Below are 15400 nucleotides of genomic sequence, written 5' to 3'. Positions count from 1 at the left end.
CCTCAAGAGCAACTACGAGGGCGCCTGAATCCGGCGGATGCCGTCCAGTCACTGGAGCGGTCGGGCGCCGGAGGATTCTAGCCGAGTGCTGGCGCGATGATTGCGCGGCGGGTCTCATCGGTTCAGGCTGGGCGACGAATGACCGCCGGCATCGGGAAAATGCCGCCCATGCTGTAACGAGCCACGCCAGACCTGCTCTAATGGCTGGCCGTCGCCGAGGACTTGTTGATGCACGCCATGCTGCCCCTGCTCGACCAGTTGGCCTTTCCGCCCATCCGTCGCGGTGCGCTGGAAGCGCTGCAGGTCAACCTGACTTACCGCTGCAACCAACGCTGCCTGCATTGTCACGTCAACGCCGGGCCGACCCGCACCGAGGCCATGAGCGACGAGTGCCTGGCGGTGCTGCATCGGGTGATCGATGCCCATCCGGTGCACACCCTGGATCTCACCGGCGGCGCCCCGGAGCTGCACCCGCGCTTTCGCGAGATAGTGCGGCACGCGCGGCGCGAGGGCCTGCGGGTGATCGACCGCTGCAACCTGACCATACTCGGCGAACCGGGCCAGGAAGACCTGGCCGAGTTCCTCGCCGGCGCCGGCGTCGAGGTCACCGCCTCCCTGCCCTGTTACTCGCGCGAGAACGTCGACCGCCAGCGTGGCGACGGGGTGTTCGCCGCCAGCATCGCCGGCCTCAGGCGGCTTAACGCCCTCGGCTACGGCCAACCCGGCAGCGGCCTGCTGCTCAACCTGGTGTACAACCCGCAGGGCCCCAGCCTGCCGCCGCCGCAGGCGGCGCTGGAGGCCGACTACAAGCGCCACCTGGCCGAGGACTTCGGCGTCCGCTTTGACCACCTGCTGTGCATCACCAACCAGCCCATCGCCCGCTTCGGCAGCACCCTGGTCAGCAAGGGCCAGTTCGCCGCCTATATGCAGCTGCTGCGCGACAGCTACCGGCCGGAGAATCTGGAGGGCCTGATGTGCCGCAGCCTGGTCAGCGTCGACTGGCAGGGCTACCTCTACGACTGCGACTTCAACCAGATGCTCGATCTGCCGCTGGCGTTGATCGGCCGTGAGCGCGCCCATCTGCGCGACCTGCTCGATGCGCGTCTGGACGGCAACCCCATCGTCAGCCGCGACCACTGCTTCGCCTGCACCGCCGGGCAGGGCTCCAGTTGCGGCGGTGCGCTGCATGACTAGGCCGTGCGCCGTGCGCACCCTACGAGACGCGCGGGAGGCGCTGACCGATGAATAGCCGCAAACTGGCCCTGATGGGCCTGATCCTGGCCCTGCTGGGCAGCTTCTTCGTCTTCGACCTCGGCCAGTACCTCAGCCTCGACGCGCTCAAGGCGCAGCAAGCCGCGCTGAATGCCCAAGTCGCTGCCCAGCCCTGGCAGGCCGCCGGGCTGTTCTTTCTCGCCTATGTGCTGGTAACGGCGCTGTCCCTGCCGGGCGCGGCGCTGATGACCCTGCTCGGCGGTGCGCTATTCGGTCTGCTCGAAGGCTTGGTGCTGGTGTCCTTCGCCTCGACCCTGGGCGCCAGCCTGGCCATGCTCAGCAGCCGTTTCCTGCTGCGCGACTGGGTGCAGCAGCGCTTCGGCCGGCGTCTGGCCGGGATCGATACCGGGGTCGAGCGCGAGGGGGCCTTCTACCTGTTCGCCCTGCGCCTGGTGCCGGTCTTCCCGTTCTTTCTGATCAACCTGGCCATGGGCCTGACCCGCCTGCCGCTGCGTACCTACTGGTGGGTCAGCCAGCTGGGCATGCTGCCCGGCACCCTGGTCTACGTGAACGCCGGGCGCGAGCTGGGCCAGCTCGAGTCGCTGGCCGGCATCCTCTCGCCGGGGCTGCTCGGCGCCTTCGTTCTGCTCGGCGTTTTCCCCTTGCTGGCCCGGCGCGCGCTCGATGTGCTCCAGGCGCGCCGGGTCTATGCCGGCTGGCACAAGCCCAAGCGCTTCGAGCGCAACCTGCTGGTGATCGGCGCCGGCGCCGGCGGCCTGGTCAGCGCCTACATCGCCGCGGCGGTCAAGGCCAAGGTCGGCCTGATCGAGCAGCAGCGGATGGGCGGCGACTGCCTGCACAGCGGCTGCGTGCCGTCCAAGGCGCTGCTGCGTTCGGCCAAGCTGGCCCATGAGCTGGGCCGCGCCGAGGCGCTGGGGATTCGCGGGGTGCAGGGCCAGGTGGATTTCGCCGCGGTGATGCAGCGCATCCAGAATGTGATCGCCGCCATCGAGCCGCACGATTCGGTCGAGCGCTACAGCGGCCTGGGCGTCGAGGTGATCCAGGGCCAGGCGAAACTGGTGTCGCCCTGGGCGGTGGAGGTGAACGGTGAGCGTATTACCGCACGCAGCATCGTCATCGCCGCCGGGGCGCGGCCGCGGGTGCCGGAGATTCCCGGCCTGGAGCAGGTGCGTAGCTATACCAGCGAGAGCATCTGGAGCCTGCGCCAGCAGCCGCGCTGGCTGCTGGTGCTGGGCGGCGGGCCGGTGGGCTGCGAGCTGGCCCAGGCCTTCCAGCGTCTGGGCAGCCAGGTGATCCTGCTGCAGCGCAATGCGCGCCTACTGCCGCGCGAGGACGAGGACGCCAGCGCGCTGGTGCTGACCAGCCTGCGCGACGACGGTGTCGACGTGCGCCTGCACCACGTGGTCGAGCGCTTCGAACTGGTCGAGGGCGAGCAGCGCGTGCTGGTGCGCGACTTAGGCAGCGGCGAGCAACGCAGTATCGCCTTCGACGCCGCGCTGCTGGCGCTCGGTCGCCAGCCCCATGTCGCCGGCTATGGCGCCGAGGAACTGGGCCTGGCGCTGCGCCCCGACGGCAGCCTGGAAACCGACCAGTACCTGGCCACGCGCTTTCCCAACATCTACGCGGTGGGCGACGTCACCGGGCCCCACCAGTACACCCACGTTGCCGCGCACCAGGCCTGGTACGCCGCGGTCAACGCGCTGTTCGGCGGCCTCAAGCGCTTCAAGGTGGACTACCGCACCATCCCCCACTGCACCTTCACCGACCCCGAGGTGGCGCGGGTCGGCCTGAGCGAGCGCGAGGCGCAGGAGCAGGGCATCGCCTTCGAGCTGACTCGCTTTGGCCTCGACGACCTGGACCGGGCCATAGTCGACGACGTCGCCCGCGGCTATGTGAAGGTGCTGACCGAGCCGGGGCGCGACCGCATTCTCGGCGTGAGCATAGTCGGCGCCCAGGCCGGCGAGCTGCTCGCCGAGTACGTGCTGGCGATGAGGCACGGCCTCGGCCTGAACAAGATCCTCGGCACCACCCACAGCTACCCGACCCTGAGCGAGGCCAACAAATACGCGGCCGGGCAATGGAAACGCGCCCATGCGCCGCAGGGGCTGCTGCGCTGGGTCGAGCGTTTTCACGCCTGGAGGCGCGGCTGATGCGGGCGCTGTGGCTCGCGCTGCTGTTGGTCGCGGCGCCGGCACTGGCGGAGAACCGGCTGACGCCCTGGACGGCCGGCCCGCCGGGCGGCCCGTGGTCGCCGCCCTGGCGCCTGGCCGATATCCCGAAGATCACGCCGGCGCAGCGCAGCCTGGTCGAGCAGGACGGCCGATTGGTGCTGCGCATCCAGGCCGCTGCCGCCGCCGGCGGCCTGCTGCATCCGCTGGAGCTGCCCGGCGAGCGGCCCTGGCAACTGAGCTGGCAGTGGCGCAGCGAGCAGCGGCTGGAGCAGGCGCGCTTCGCCACCCGCGAGGGCGACGACTACGTGGCGCGGGTCTATGTGCTGCTGGATTACCCGCTGGAGTCGCTCACCTTCCTCACCCGGCAGAAGCTGCGCCTGGCGCGCACCTTCTTCGACCCCGACTTGCCGGCGGCGACCCTGAGCTACGTCTGGGACAACCGCAAAGCGCCGGGCAGCCACGCCCGCAGCGCCTACAGCGAGACGGTGGAGATGCGCGTGCTGCGCGGCCCGGAGGCGCCGCTGGGGCAGTGGCTGGCGGAGTCGCGCGACCTGCGCAGCGACGCCATCGCCGCCTTCGGCCGCGCGCCGCGGCGCATCCTCGGCGTGGTCTTCGCCGCCGACAGCGACAACACCGGCGAGCGCGTCGACAGCTCTTTCGCCGCACCCGCGCTAATCGAGACCCGCTAGGGTGCGCCGTGCGCACCGCGGCCAAGGTGAACGTCAGGCGGTCTGGGGGCGCCCGCCGGCGGCTTGCGGGGCGCGACGGGTCCAGCGATTGGCGCGGGCGAAGGTGCCGAAGTCGTTGAAGCGCACGCCCATCTCGCGCATCACCTGGTGGGCGAAGGGCACGGTCAGCTGGCGGATGTAGAAGGGCTCCTTGACAACGAAATGGTGGATCGCATGGCTGCTGCCGAAGTTGCAGCAGAACGCCTGCAGCGGCCACAGCCACCAGGGGTTGAGCACCTGGGTCTGCTGGATCACGTTGCCCGGCTCGACGTCGCCGTAGTAGTGCATGTTGGAGCTGACGAAGTGCAGGCAGAAGGTGCGCAGCACGTTGGGCCCGACCAGCACCACCACGGCGACGTTCACCACCTGCATCAGGCCCAGGGTGGTGGCCGACCAGGCGATCGGGGCGCCCAGGGTGGCGGCGGCCCAGTCGAGCAGATGGAAGCCGAGGAACAGGTACCAGGTCGCCCAGTTGAGCAGCCCCAGCGGCGCGTAGACCTTGAGCGTGCGGGTGAGGATCAGCCGGCGGTGCTCGGGGTTCTTCGCCCGCAGCCAGCGAATGAAGGAACTCATCATGTTGTCGCCGACCATCAGCAGGCGCGCCAGGCCCCAGGGCTCGCCGTTGGTGATGGCGCGCTCCTCCATGTCGGCCTCGCTGCCGGAGACCTTGTGGTGGTTCAGGTGCAGGTGACGGCGCACCCAGGGATTGATGGTGCTCGGCCGCGCCAGCCACACCAGCGCCAGCATCAGGTTGTGCGGCACGCGCCGCTTGCGGAAGTACATCGAGTGGATCAGGTCGTGCTCCAGCTCGTGGGTCAGCGAGGCGAAGAAGGCGTTGAGCAGCAGGCAGACCCACCAGGCCATGTGCCCGCCGATATAGAGCGCGGCCGAGCCGAGCATGCCGGCCAGGGCGAAGGCGAGGATGGCGGCGCCGAGGGCGTCCTGGTGCTGCAGGATCGGGTAGCGCTGGCGCAGGGCGTTGCCATGGGCCATCACCCGTTCGCGGATCAGCGCGGCGCGTTGCTGGTCATTAAGGCTTGCGGGGGAGGGGGACATGCCGACATCCTCTTGTGCTTGGACAGTGACGCTACTGTGCCGCCGCGCCCGCCAACGCGCCCGACCGAGCACGCCAACCTGCCTACCGGACACGCCAACCTGCAATGACCGCCGAACCCACCACCCTGGCCAGCTGGACCCGCGCCCTGCGCAAGCAGCTCGACGCCCTCGGCCTGGACAGCGCCGCGCTGTGCCACGCCGCCGGCCTCGACCCGGCGCTGCTCGACGACCCCAACGCGCGCTGCCCGCTGTCGGTGACCACGCGCCTGTGGCAACTGGCGGTGGCGGCCAGCGGCGACCCGGCGCTGGGCCTGAAGACCTCGCAGTACGTCAGCCCCACCACCTTCCACGCCCTCGGCTATGCGCTGATCGCCAGCAGCAGCCTGCGCGAGATGTTCGAGCGCATCGTGCGCTACCACCGGGTGGTCAGCGACGCCCTGGAACTGGAGCTGCGCCAACTGGACGACGCCTACGAGTTCCGTTTTCGCGTGCCGCCCGGCAGCCCGCCGCCGGCCCCGGAGGCGCTGGACGCCTTCGCCGCGATCTACGTGCGCAGCTGCCGCAATCGCCTGAGCCGTGATTTCGCCCCGCTGCTGGTGCAGCTGCAGCGCCCGGCGCCGGCCGATCCCGCGCCCTGGCAGGCGGTGTTCCGCGCGCCGCTGCAGTTCGATGCGGCCGAGAGCCTGCTGCGCTTCCCCCGCGCCGCCTTCGAGCAGCGCCTGGACGACGGCAACCCGGAGCTGGCCGAACACAACGAGGCGGTGCTCAAGCGCAGCCTGGAACAACTTCGCGCCGCCAGTTGCAGCGAGCGGGTGCGCAGCTGCCTGGAGACGCAGCTGCCGGACGGCGAGCCCTCGGCCGAGCGCATCGCCCAGGCCCTGCACCTGAGCCTGCGCAGCCTGCAACGCCACCTGGCCGAGGAGGGCACCAGCTACGAGGCGCTGCTCGGCGACACCCGCCACGCCCTGGCCCTGCGCCATATGCGCGATCCACGCTGCTCCATCGGCGAGGTCGCCTACCTGCTCGGCTTCAGCGACAGCAGCAGCTTCGGCCGCGCCTTCAAGCGCTGGACCGGGCAGACGCCGAGCCAGTACCGCGACGGCTTGAAGCAGCCATGAGCCAGTACGACCTGCTGCTGGCCGGCGCCGGCCATGCCCACCTCGGCGTGCTGCGCCGCTGGGCCCTGGTGGAGCGCCCGCCGGGACGCATCGCCCTGCTCAGCCCCGGCCCCGAGGCCTGGTATTCGGGCATGCTGCCGGGTCTGCTGGCCGGGCGCTACGCCGCCGCCGACTGTCGCCTGGAACTGCAGCCGCTGTGCCGCGCGGCCAAGGTGGAGCTGATCGAGGGCGAGATCGCCGCGCTGGATGCCGCCAGCCGCCAGGTCGAACTTGCAGATGGCCGGCGCCTTGCGGCCGAGTGGCTGGCGCTCAATGTCGGCGCCGCGGTGGCCGCGCCGCCGCAGCAGGGCGATGCCATGCAGCTGCTGGCGGTGAAACCCTTCGCCGGTTTTCTCGCCGGCTGGCAGCAGTGGCAGGCCGAGCCACGGCGCCTGGCCATCCTCGGCGGCGGCGCGGCGGGGGTCGAGCTGGCCCTGGCGCTGGCCGGGCAGGTGCCGGCGCTGGCGCTGTTCTGCGCCGGCCCGCTGCTCGCCGGGCACGCCCCGGGCCTGCGCCTGCGCGCCCTCGGCCACCTGCGTCAGCGCGGCGTGCAGGTGCGCGAGCACTGCCCGATCGGGCGGATCGAGGACGACTGGCTGCTCAGCGGCGACGAGCCGGTGTGGCGCGGCCGGCGTCTGCTGCTGGCCAGCGGCGCACGGCCCTGGCCCTGGCTGGCGGCCAGCGGCCTGGCCTGCGACGAGCAGGGCTTCGTCGCCATTCGCCCGAGCCTGCAGAGCCAGTCCCATGCCCAGCTGTTCGCCGTCGGCGACTGCGCCAGCCTGGCTGGCGCGCGGCGCAGCGGCGTCTACGCGGTGCGCCAGGGCCCGGTGCTGGCGGCCAACCTGCAGGCGGCATTGCAGGGCCGGCCGCTGCGTCAGTACCGCCCGCAGCGCCACAGCCTGGCGCTGCTGGCCACCGGCGACGGCGGCGCGCTGCTCGCCTGGCACGACTGGAGCGCCGGCGGGCAGTTCTACGGGCGCTGCAAGGATTGGCTGGATCAGCGCTTTATCCAGCGTCATCGTCTGGTGGGTTAAGGTCGCAGCCAGCTGCGACCAAAGTGCGATGGTGCTGCTGCTTCCAAGGTGTTCGAATCGATTCCATCCTGCCCGAGTTGCGCGCGTCTTTGCCGCCGGGCCTGTCGATCGCGTAGCCTGCGTCAGGTTGCGCGGGAAGTTCGAGGAGAACCCGCCGTGACCCCGTCCGCCTACAGCGCCTCGCCGCGCCCAAGAACAAGAACTCTGAGGTCGGTCATGCAAGCTGCCTTTGTCCGTTCCCCGATTGCCTGCCTGTTGCACGCCCTCGGCCTGGCCGGGTTGATGCTGGTCTACCAGCAGACGGCGCTTCCGCTCTATGTCAGCGTGCCGTCCTTGCTGCTGCTGGCGCTGTGGCCCTGGCTCGGCCCCTGGCAGCGTCGCGACGAGCCTGCGGCCGCGCAGCAGCCGGCCGGCGGCGACTTCGTCGAACTCAGCCGCGGCCTGTCGCGGCACACCTGCCACAACGCACTGTCCGCCGCCCAGGTGGCGCATGCGGTCAAGCAGCTGGCCGAGCGCCTGCAGTCGCAACTGGCGGCGGTGGCGCAGGTCAGCCAGGCCGCCGAGGCCATCACCCACACCGAGCAGGACAGCGCCGCCCGCGCCGAGCAGACCCTGGCCGCCGCGCGCCAGGTACGCGATGCCAGCGCCCGCGGTCAGGCCGAGCTGAGCCAGGCCATCGCGCGCATGCAGCAGCTCAGCGCGCAGACCCTGGCCAGCCGCGAGCTGATCGACGGCCTCGGCAGCCGCACCGAGCAGATCGAGCAGGTCACCCAGGTGATCCAGTCCATCGCCAGCCAGACCAACCTGCTGGCGCTCAACGCCGCCATCGAGGCGGCCCGCGCCGGCGAGATGGGCCGCGGGTTCGCCGTGGTCGCCGACGAGGTGCGCAACCTCGCCGCGCGCACCGCCAGCGCCACCGAGGAAGTCAGCCAGATGGTCGCCGACATCCGCCAGCAGAGCGCCGCGGTGGTCGCCCATATCCAGCGCCAGAGCGGCGAGCTGGAGCAGGCTGCGCAGCAGATCGAGATGGCCGGCAGCCAGCTGCACGGCATCGCCGAGCAGGCCGAGGAGGTCGAGCAGCAGGTGGCGCAGATCAGTGCCGGCACCGCCGACAACCACCAGCGCCTGGCCAGCCTGTCCGCCGCCGCGGTGCAGCTGCAGAGCGACGTGCAGGGCAGCGAGGCGCAGACCCGCCAGCTCGCCGGCGCCGCCGAACAGCTGGTGGGCCAGGCCGAGACGGTCAGCGAGCAGCTCGCCGAGGTCGGCCTCGACGCCTACCACCAGCGCGCCTACGACCTCGCCCGCGAGGGCGCCGCGGCCATCGCCGCGCAGTTCGAGGCGGATATCCAGGCCGGGCGCATCGGCCTCGACGACCTGTTCGACCGCCACTACCAGCCGATTGCCGGCACCCAGCCGCAGAAGTACCGCACCCGCTTCGACCAGTACGCCGACCAGGTGCTGCCGGCGCTGCAGGAGCCCTTGCTCGCACGCCACGAAGGGCTGGTGTTCGCCATCGCCACCACCCCGGAAGGCTACGTGCCGACCCACAACGCCGCTTTCAACCACCCGCCCAGCGGCGACCCGGCCAGGGACGCCGCGCGCAGCCGCGGCAAGCGCCTGTTCAACGACCGTACCGGCAGCCGTTGCGGCAGCCACCGCCAGCGCCTGCTGCTGCAGACCTATATGCGCGACACCGGCGAGCTGATGCACGACCTGTCGGTACCGATCCAGGTTCAGGGCCGCCACTGGGGCGGCCTGCGCCTGGGCTACAAGCCGGAGCCGTAGGGTCGCCCCGACCGCGGCATTATCCAGGCGGCGGTGAGCGTCGGCGTTGCCGGGGCTGGTGCACTGCCTTGCCGCTATCGAACCTGCGGTGCGCGTGGTACGCGCAGGCCCCCGGACGCCACGGCGCATCGGCCAGGCTGGCTCCCGTTGTCGGGCCGGCGCGACAAGCGCCCGGCTCACAGCACGCGGTACACCTGGCCGGTCTGCCGGCCCTCGGCGCTCTTGGCGTAGGCCAGCGCCACCGTGGCCGCCGGCACCGCCTTGAAGCCGCGGAAGTAGGGGCCGTAGGCCGGCAGCGACTCCTCGAGGATGGTCGGGCTCACGCCGTTGATGCGCAGGCCGCGCGGCAGCTCGATGGCGGCGGCGCGGACGAAGCCGTCCAGCGCGGCGTTCACCGTGCTGACCGCCGCGCCGTAGCGGATCGGGTCTTCGCTGAGCACGCCGGAGGTGAGGGTGAAGGAGGCGCCGTCGTTGGCGAACTCGCGGCCGATCAGCACCAGGTTGATCTGGCCCATCAGCTTGTCGTCCAGGCCTACGGCGAACTCCTTGGCGGTGAGCTCCTCCAGCGCGCCGAAGTGAGCGTTGCCGGCGGCGCTGATCAGCGCGTCGAACGGGCCGGTCTGCTCGAACAGGCGGCGGATCGAGGCCGGGTCGCTGATGTCCACCTGCAGCTCGCCGCTGTTGCGGCCGACGCGGACGATGTCGTGGCGCTCGCGCAGCTCGCGGTCGATGGCCTGGCCGATGGTGCCGCTGGCACCGACGAGGATGATTTTCATGCTGGGGCTCCTGAGTGAGGGGGTGTGGAACCAGCTTAGGCGGGATTGGGTTGCCAATAATCCGGGCAATGTGAAACCTTTGGTTCTCATATGGAAACAATGAGTGCCGCGCCATGAGCGAGCTGGAAGACCTGGTCGCCTTCGCCCTGCTGGTCGAGGCCGGCAGCTTCACCGCCGCCGCCGAGCGCCTGGGCTGCAGCAAGGGCCAGTTGTCCAAGCGCATCAGCGGCCTGGAGCGCAGCCTCGGCAGCCAGCTGCTGCACCGCACCACGCGGCGCCTGCACCTGACCGCCGCCGGCGCCGCGCTGCTGCCCGAGGCCCAGGCGCTGCAGGCCCAGGCCCAGCGCGCGCGGCAGGCGGTGCGCAGCCTGCAGGACGAGGTGGCCGGCACGGTGCGCCTGACCGTGCCGGTGTCGCTCGGCGAGACCTTCTTCGATGCCCTGCTGCTGGATTTTGCCAGCCGCTACCCGCGGGTGCGCGTCGAGCTGGACCTGGCCAACGCCTACCGCGACCTGCTGGCCGATGGCTTCGACCTGGCCATCCGCTCCGGCGTGGAGCAGGACGAGCGCCTGGTGGCGCGGCCGCTGTTCGCCCTGCAGGAGATCACCTGCGCCGCGCCGGCCTACCTGGCGCGCCACCCGGCGCCGCAGACGCCGGCCGAGCTGAGCCGGCACCAGTGCCTGCTCAACACCCACTACAGCGGCTTCGAGCAGTGGCTGTACCACCGCCAGCACCGCCTGGAGCGGGTGCCGGTGTCCGGGCAGCTGGCCAGCAACCACTACAGCCTGCTGAAGAAGGCGGCGCTGAGCGGCGCCGGCATCGCCCGCCTGCCGTCCTACATGGTCCAGGACGAGCTGGCCGATGGCCGCCTGCAATGGCTGCTGCGCGATTACCAGACGCGCAGCACCCCGGTGTTCCTCGTCCATCCCTGGCAGGGCGGCCTGCCGCGCCGGACCCAGGCGCTGGTGGACTACCTGCTGGGCTGGTTCGAACGCAGCCGCCTGGCGCTGGACGGCCTCAACGCCTGAGTTCGCCGGCCACCTGCTGGATCTGCTGGCGCAGCCAGCGGCGCAGGCGGTCGGCGTCGGTGCGCTCGTGCCAGATCTGCATCACCTCCACCTGCGGCAATTCCAGGCCCGCCGGCAGGGGGTGCAAAACCAGCGAGGCGTCGCGCGCCACCGCCTCCTCGGCCACCGAGCGCAGGCAGGTCAACAACAGTTTGCTGCCGCGCACCAGGCGGCTCGGCGCGATGAAGCTGGACAGCCCGGCCGCCACCCGGCGCGTCTGTCCCTGGGCCTGCAGGGCGCGGTCGACCAGGCCGTTGAGGTCGCCGGTGAGGGTGGTCAGCAGGTGTTCGCAGGCCAGGTAGGCCGGCAGGTCGAGCCCCCCGACCAGGCGCGGATGGTCGCGCGCGGCCAGCACCACGAAGTCCTCGGAGAGCAGGCGCTGCTGGCGGAAGGTGTCCGGCAGGTTGGCGTAGAAGCCGGCGATGGCCAGGTCGCAGGTGCCTTTCTCCAGCTCCTCGCGCGGCAACAGGCCGCGGGTGTTGTGGGTGATCAGCAGCAGGTTGGGCGCCTGCTCGCGCAGGCGCGGCAGCAGGGCGGGCAGCAGGGTCTGCTCGATGTAGTCGGTGGTGTAGAGGTGGATGCGCTCGGCGCGCTGCAGGAAGTCGCGGCCCTCGCACTGGTCGTAGAAGGCCTCCAGCTCGGCCACCAGGCCCTGCACCAGCGGCGCCAGCTCATGGGCCCGCGGCGTTGGCGTGAGGCCGCGCGGGGCGCGCACGAACAGCGCATCGCCCAGCTCGTGGCGCAGCTTGTTCAGCTTGTGGCTCAGCGCCGGCTGGCTCAGCGCCATGCGCGCGGCGGCCAGCGAGGCGTTGCGCTCCTGGTAGAGCACGTGGAAGACCAGCAGCAGGTTGAGGTCCTTGTTAGCGATATTCACTTTTTGGATACCAGAAATAAAAGCTTTCGAATTATCGAATCATAACCGCCCGCCTAAGATTCGCCTCATCCGAACGGACCCACGTTCGCCTCATTCAACGGAGACCGCCCATGAAGACCTTCCACCCGCTGGCCCTGGCCGTGCTCGCTAGTCTCGCCGCCACTGCCGCCACTGCCGCCACTGCCGCCATCGCCGCCGAGCCCAAGGGCCAGGTGCTGGTGCTGCTATCCAGCGAGAACCAGCTGGCGCTCAAAGATGGCCGGCACTACGCCACCGGCTACTACCTCAACGAGTTCGGCGTGCCGGCCGACCGCCTGCTCAAGGCCGGTTACGAGCTGGTGCTGGTGACGCCCAAGGGCAATGCGCCGAGCGTGGATCAGAAGTCCGTCGACCCGCAGTACTTTGGCGGTGACGCGGCCGAGATGCAGCGCATCCAGCAGGTGGTGGCCGGGCTGCCTGGCATCGACGACAGCCTGTCGCTCGACGAAGTGCTGGCCGGCGACCTGGAGCAGTACGAGGGGCTGTTCATCCCCGGTGGCCACGCACCGCTGATCGACCTGGCCAACAACCCGCAGGTCGGCGCGCTGCTGCGCCATTTCCACCAGGCCGGCAAGCCCACCGCCGCCATTTGCCACGGCCCCATCGCGCTGCTGGCGGCGCAGACTGACCCGCAGGGCTACGAGGCGGCGCTGGCTCGCGGCGACCAGCCGGCGGCCAAGGACTGGACCTACCAGGGTTACCGCATGACCATCTTCTCCGACCCGGAGGAGGCGGTGTTCGAGGGCTCCCTGGAGGGTGCGCGCATCCGCTACTACCCGGCCCCGGCAATGGCCACCGCCGGTGGCGACATGCAGTACGCCAAGGCCTGGCAGCCGCACGTGGTGGTCGACCGCGAGCTGATCACCGGTCAGAATCCCTTCTCCGACAAGGCCCTGGCCGAGGCCCTGCTGACCCTTCTGGAGCGGAGCTGAGCGATGAAATACCTGCATACCATGGTGCGCGTCCGGGATCTGGATGCCTCCCTGCGCTTCTACCGCGATGCCCTCGGCCTGGAAGTGCTCAAGCAGCGCGAATACCCCCAGGGCCGCTTCACCCTGGTCTACCTGGCCGCCCCGGGCGACCGGGATGCCCAGGTCGAGCTGACCTACAACTGGGACACCGAGGACTATGGCAGCGCGCGCAACTTCGGCCACCTGGCCTATGCGGTGGACGATATCTACGCCGCCTGCCTGCGCCTGCAGGAGCACGGCGTGACCATCAACCGCCCGCCGCGTGACGGCCACATGGCCTTCGTGCGCTCGCCGGACCAGATCTCCATCGAGCTGCTGCAGAAGGGCGAGCCGCTGGCGCCGGCCGAACCCTGGGCGTCCATGCCCAACGTCGGCAGCTGGTGATCGCACCGTGCGCCTGAACGCCGACTTCGCCCTGCCCGTGGTGATCCGCCCGGGCGACGCGCCCTGGGTGGCCTCGCCGCTGGCCGGGGTGGAGCGGCAGATGCTCGACCGCATCGGCGAGGAGCTGGCGCGGGCCACCTCCATCGTGCGCTACGCGCCGGGCTCGCACTTCAGCGCGCACGGCCATCCGGGCGGTGAGGAGTTCCTGGTGCTGGACGGGGTGTTTTCCGACGAGCGCGGCGACTACCCGGCCGGCACCTACGTGCGCAATCCCATCGGCAGCCGCCACGCGCCCTTCAGCCGCGAGGGCTGCACGATTTTCGTCAAGCTGATGCAGTTCGACCCGGCCGATCGCGCCGAAGTGGTGATCGACAGCCGCCGCGCCGAGTGGACGCCGGGGACGCTGCCCGGCCAGCACGAGCTGGCCCTGCACGCGTTTGCCGGCGAGCAGGTGCGCCTGCTGCGCTGGGCGCCCGGCACCGCGCAAGCGCCGCATGGCTATCCCGGCGGCGCCGAGTTTCTCGTGCTCGAAGGCAGCCTGCAGGACGAGTGCGGGGCTTATCCGGCGGGCAGCTGGCTGCGCTACCCGGCGCAGTTCAGCCATAGCCCGGGCAGTGCCGAGGGCTGCCTGGTCTGGTGCAAGACCGGGCACCTCGCGCCCTAGGCGCTTGTACTGGCGGGTGCGCCGGGCGGTCTTCAACTGCTCGGCGAGCAGCGCGCACCTATACTGGGAGAGAGCGGACGCAGCGGCGCCATCTGCGGCCGTCCCTGGCCCCGGCATGGCGCGGGAGGCATCCCGATGCCCGGCTTGCGCCTGCTGCTTGCCGTGCCGCTGCTGGCGCTGGTGGCCTGCGCCTCGGCGCCCCCGGTGCAGGTGTCGGCATATACCTGGCGCCAGGTCGACCGCGATATCGCCGCCGCCTCGCGCAGCGCCGCCAGCCAGGCCCGCGAGCAGGCGCTGGCGGCCATGGATCGCTGGCTGGACCTGGTCTACCGCCAGACCGACACCGCCTATATCCCCTGGTTTTCCAGCTACTGGACCCAGCGCTGGCTGGGCTTCAAGGTCGCCTGGTACAAGCTCGACGGTGAAGGCGAGCGCGATGAGACCGTAAGCCGGCTCGCCCAGTACCTGCAGGAGCGGTACCAGGACCTGGTGCTGGAGCCGGTGGCCAGGGATATCGCGCCGCCGCAGATTCTCCAGCAGTCCACCCAGTTCTACCTGCGCCAGCTCGACCAGCAGCTGCCGGGCATCGCCCAGCGCCACGGCATCCCCGCGGCGCAGTTCGACCAGCATCTGCAGGCCATTGCGGCCATCGCCGTGCCGCCCGGCGCCTCGCTCTACCAGGTGCTCCGGACCAAGCCGCTGGAGCGCCTGCCGGCCTATGCCGCGCTGATCGAGCGGATCGGTGCGCAGCCGGGCAACGCGCTGGCCTGGTCGGCGCATCCGGGCATCTCACAGGTGACCCGCAGCACCAGCGAACGCCTGGTCGACGACCTCACCACCAGCGGCGCCGCCAGCGTGATTTCCTCCATGGTCGGGCGCGCGGCCGGCCTGGTGGTGTCCATCGGCGCCTCGGTGTTCCGCGCCATGGTTCACGAGCGCGAGCGCCCGGCCACCGAGATGCAGCTGCGCCGCCACCTCAACGACGCCTTCGACGAGCAATGGCTGGCGCTGGTGCGCGACCCCGAGCGCGGCGTGATGGCCGGCATCGAGCACTTGTCCAGGCAGATCGAGGCCAGCCTCGGCGGACCCGGTGCGCTGCTGCCGCGCTACCGGCCGGTGCTGGCCGATGGGCAGCCGCTATGGCGCGAGCCCTGAACTCGCCGGCGCGCATTGTTTAGTCAGGGAATAACTGAATGTGTAAAAAATGCGATTTAACCGGGATTCGCCGCCATGCGAGTCTCCTTGGCCATGACTCCCGTCGCCCAGCCTCATCGCCACCCGCCCAGCGCCAGTCCGTTACGGACCCGCCTCGGCGCCGACCGGCTCAATCCCCTGCTGACCATCATCCTCGCCTTCTGGGCGCTGTGGCACTGCCGTCACGCGCGTCCACCGGACGCCGCGCCCGCCTGCTGACAGCAAGGGCTGCGCCATGCCCGCAGCCGTCCAACCCAGCCTTGTCTG

15 protein-coding genes are annotated in these 15400 nt (G+C 70.7%); 12 read left to right on the top strand and 3 right to left on the bottom strand.

The annotated features are described in order from the left end of the window. The first annotated feature begins 228 nt into the window (after window positions 1-228). From arsS to AC1G9C_RS23935, 3 genes are read left to right on the top strand one after another with little or no spacing between them, the layout of a single operon-like run. Window positions 229-1194 carry an arsenosugar biosynthesis radical SAM (seleno)protein ArsS gene (arsS, locus tag AC1G9C_RS23945; RefSeq protein ID WP_480409006.1) on the top strand — a complete coding sequence of 322 codons (966 nt, stop codon included), beginning with the start codon at window positions 229-231 and terminating at the stop codon, window positions 1192-1194. A gap of 47 nt (window positions 1195-1241) precedes the next feature. After that, window positions 1242-3383, top strand: a complete 2142-nt coding sequence (locus tag AC1G9C_RS23940) for an FAD-dependent oxidoreductase (protein WP_480409005.1) — start codon at window positions 1242-1244, stop codon at window positions 3381-3383. Further along, a complete protein-coding gene (locus AC1G9C_RS23935) occupies window positions 3383-4093 on the top strand; it encodes a DUF3047 domain-containing protein (protein WP_480409004.1) in 711 nt (236 codons plus the stop codon). The genes AC1G9C_RS23940 and AC1G9C_RS23935 overlap by 1 nt, the downstream gene beginning before the upstream one ends. A gap of 33 nt (window positions 4094-4126) precedes the next feature. Here AC1G9C_RS23935 and AC1G9C_RS23930 read toward each other — a convergent pair whose 3' ends face one another. Continuing rightward, the gene (locus tag AC1G9C_RS23930; protein ID WP_480409003.1) at window positions 4127-5188 is read right to left on the bottom strand and encodes a fatty acid desaturase; all 1062 of its coding nucleotides are present in this window, start codon (window positions 5186-5188) and stop codon (window positions 4127-4129) included. A gap of 104 nt (window positions 5189-5292) precedes the next feature. On the opposite strand from AC1G9C_RS23930, the gene AC1G9C_RS23925 reads away from it, so the two are divergent. The 3 genes from AC1G9C_RS23925 (at window position 5293) to AC1G9C_RS23915 (ending at window position 9164) form a co-directional block, all read left to right on the top strand. Then, a complete protein-coding gene (locus AC1G9C_RS23925) occupies window positions 5293-6306 on the top strand; it encodes an AraC family transcriptional regulator (RefSeq protein WP_397498695.1) in 1014 nt (337 codons plus the stop codon). Further along, a complete protein-coding gene (locus AC1G9C_RS23920; RefSeq protein ID WP_480409002.1) occupies window positions 6303-7379 on the top strand; it encodes an FAD-dependent oxidoreductase in 1077 nt (358 codons plus the stop codon). The genes AC1G9C_RS23925 and AC1G9C_RS23920 overlap by 4 nt, the downstream gene beginning before the upstream one ends. Before the next feature lie 216 nt (window positions 7380-7595). Continuing rightward, the gene (locus AC1G9C_RS23915) at window positions 7596-9164 is read left to right on the top strand and encodes a methyl-accepting chemotaxis protein (protein WP_480409001.1); all 1569 of its coding nucleotides are present in this window, start codon (window positions 7596-7598) and stop codon (window positions 9162-9164) included. Between the two features lie 176 nt (window positions 9165-9340). Here AC1G9C_RS23915 and AC1G9C_RS23910 read toward each other — a convergent pair whose 3' ends face one another. Further along, a complete protein-coding gene (locus tag AC1G9C_RS23910; RefSeq protein ID WP_021445377.1) occupies window positions 9341-9940 on the bottom strand; it encodes a short chain dehydrogenase in 600 nt (199 codons plus the stop codon). Window positions 9941-10053: 113 nt separating this feature from the next. Here AC1G9C_RS23910 and AC1G9C_RS23905 point away from each other — a divergent pair, with 113 nt between their 5' ends. Then, window positions 10054-10968: a LysR family transcriptional regulator gene (locus AC1G9C_RS23905; protein WP_480409000.1), complete on the top strand. Its 915-nt coding sequence runs from the start codon at window positions 10054-10056 to the stop codon at window positions 10966-10968. Here AC1G9C_RS23905 and AC1G9C_RS23900 read toward each other — a convergent pair. After that, window positions 10958-11881, bottom strand: a complete 924-nt coding sequence (locus tag AC1G9C_RS23900) for a LysR family transcriptional regulator (RefSeq protein WP_480408999.1) — start codon at window positions 11879-11881, stop codon at window positions 10958-10960. The two genes, AC1G9C_RS23905 and AC1G9C_RS23900, sit on opposite strands and share 11 nt — an antisense overlap. A gap of 110 nt (window positions 11882-11991) precedes the next feature. On the opposite strand from AC1G9C_RS23900, the gene AC1G9C_RS23895 reads away from it, so the two are divergent. The 5 genes from AC1G9C_RS23895 to AC1G9C_RS23875 all read left to right on the top strand — a co-directional run bounded on the left by AC1G9C_RS23895 (window position 11992) and on the right by AC1G9C_RS23875 (window position 15352). Next, entirely contained in the window at window positions 11992-12852 is an 861-nt protein-coding gene (locus AC1G9C_RS23895) for a type 1 glutamine amidotransferase domain-containing protein (protein ID WP_480408998.1), read from the top strand. 3 nt (window positions 12853-12855) lie between these two features. Beyond that, on the top strand, window positions 12856-13275 hold the full coding sequence (locus AC1G9C_RS23890; protein ID WP_457788567.1) for a VOC family protein: 420 nt from the start codon (window positions 12856-12858) through the stop codon (window positions 13273-13275). Window positions 13276-13282: 7 nt separating this feature from the next. Further along, window positions 13283-13939 (top strand): cupin domain-containing protein, encoded by a 657-nt coding sequence (locus AC1G9C_RS23885; RefSeq protein ID WP_480408997.1) that lies wholly within the window; start codon window positions 13283-13285, stop codon window positions 13937-13939. A gap of 135 nt (window positions 13940-14074) precedes the next feature. Beyond that, window positions 14075-15094: a hypothetical protein gene (locus tag AC1G9C_RS23880; RefSeq protein WP_480408996.1), complete on the top strand. Its 1020-nt coding sequence runs from the start codon at window positions 14075-14077 to the stop codon at window positions 15092-15094. Window positions 15095-15169: 75 nt separating this feature from the next. After that, window positions 15170-15352: a hypothetical protein gene (locus tag AC1G9C_RS23875; protein ID WP_457788570.1), complete on the top strand. Its 183-nt coding sequence runs from the start codon at window positions 15170-15172 to the stop codon at window positions 15350-15352. Window positions 15353-15400: the final 48 nt, after the last annotated feature.

The organism is Pseudomonas sp. ABa2 (genome assembly GCF_056676075.1).
Note: the sequence above shows the minus strand (reverse complement) of the source record. Positions and strands in the feature narration are given on the sequence as shown.

Excerpts from the sequence above, each read along its gene's own strand:
- arsS (WP_480409006.1), top strand. The coding sequence starts at position 229 with ATGCACGCCATGCTGCCCCTGCTCGACCAGTTGGCCTTTCCGCCCATC.
- AC1G9C_RS23940 (WP_480409005.1), top strand. The coding sequence starts at position 1,242 with ATGAATAGCCGCAAACTGGCCCTGATGGGCCTGATCCTGGCCCTGCTG.
- AC1G9C_RS23935 (WP_480409004.1), top strand. The coding sequence starts at position 3,383 with ATGCGGGCGCTGTGGCTCGCGCTGCTGTTGGTCGCGGCGCCGGCACTG.
- AC1G9C_RS23930 (WP_480409003.1), bottom strand. The coding sequence starts at position 5,188 with ATGTCCCCCTCCCCCGCAAGCCTTAATGACCAGCAACGCGCCGCGCTG.
- AC1G9C_RS23925 (WP_397498695.1), top strand. The coding sequence starts at position 5,293 with ATGACCGCCGAACCCACCACCCTGGCCAGCTGGACCCGCGCCCTGCGC.
- AC1G9C_RS23920 (WP_480409002.1), top strand. The coding sequence starts at position 6,303 with ATGAGCCAGTACGACCTGCTGCTGGCCGGCGCCGGCCATGCCCACCTC.
- AC1G9C_RS23915 (WP_480409001.1), top strand. The coding sequence starts at position 7,596 with ATGCAAGCTGCCTTTGTCCGTTCCCCGATTGCCTGCCTGTTGCACGCC.
- AC1G9C_RS23910 (WP_021445377.1), bottom strand. The coding sequence starts at position 9,940 with ATGAAAATCATCCTCGTCGGTGCCAGCGGCACCATCGGCCAGGCCATC.
- AC1G9C_RS23905 (WP_480409000.1), top strand. The coding sequence starts at position 10,054 with ATGAGCGAGCTGGAAGACCTGGTCGCCTTCGCCCTGCTGGTCGAGGCC.
- AC1G9C_RS23895 (WP_480408998.1), top strand. The coding sequence starts at position 11,992 with ATGAAGACCTTCCACCCGCTGGCCCTGGCCGTGCTCGCTAGTCTCGCC.
- AC1G9C_RS23890 (WP_457788567.1), top strand. The coding sequence starts at position 12,856 with ATGAAATACCTGCATACCATGGTGCGCGTCCGGGATCTGGATGCCTCC.
- AC1G9C_RS23880 (WP_480408996.1), top strand. The coding sequence starts at position 14,075 with ATGCCCGGCTTGCGCCTGCTGCTTGCCGTGCCGCTGCTGGCGCTGGTG.
- AC1G9C_RS23875 (WP_457788570.1), top strand. The coding sequence starts at position 15,170 with ATGCGAGTCTCCTTGGCCATGACTCCCGTCGCCCAGCCTCATCGCCAC.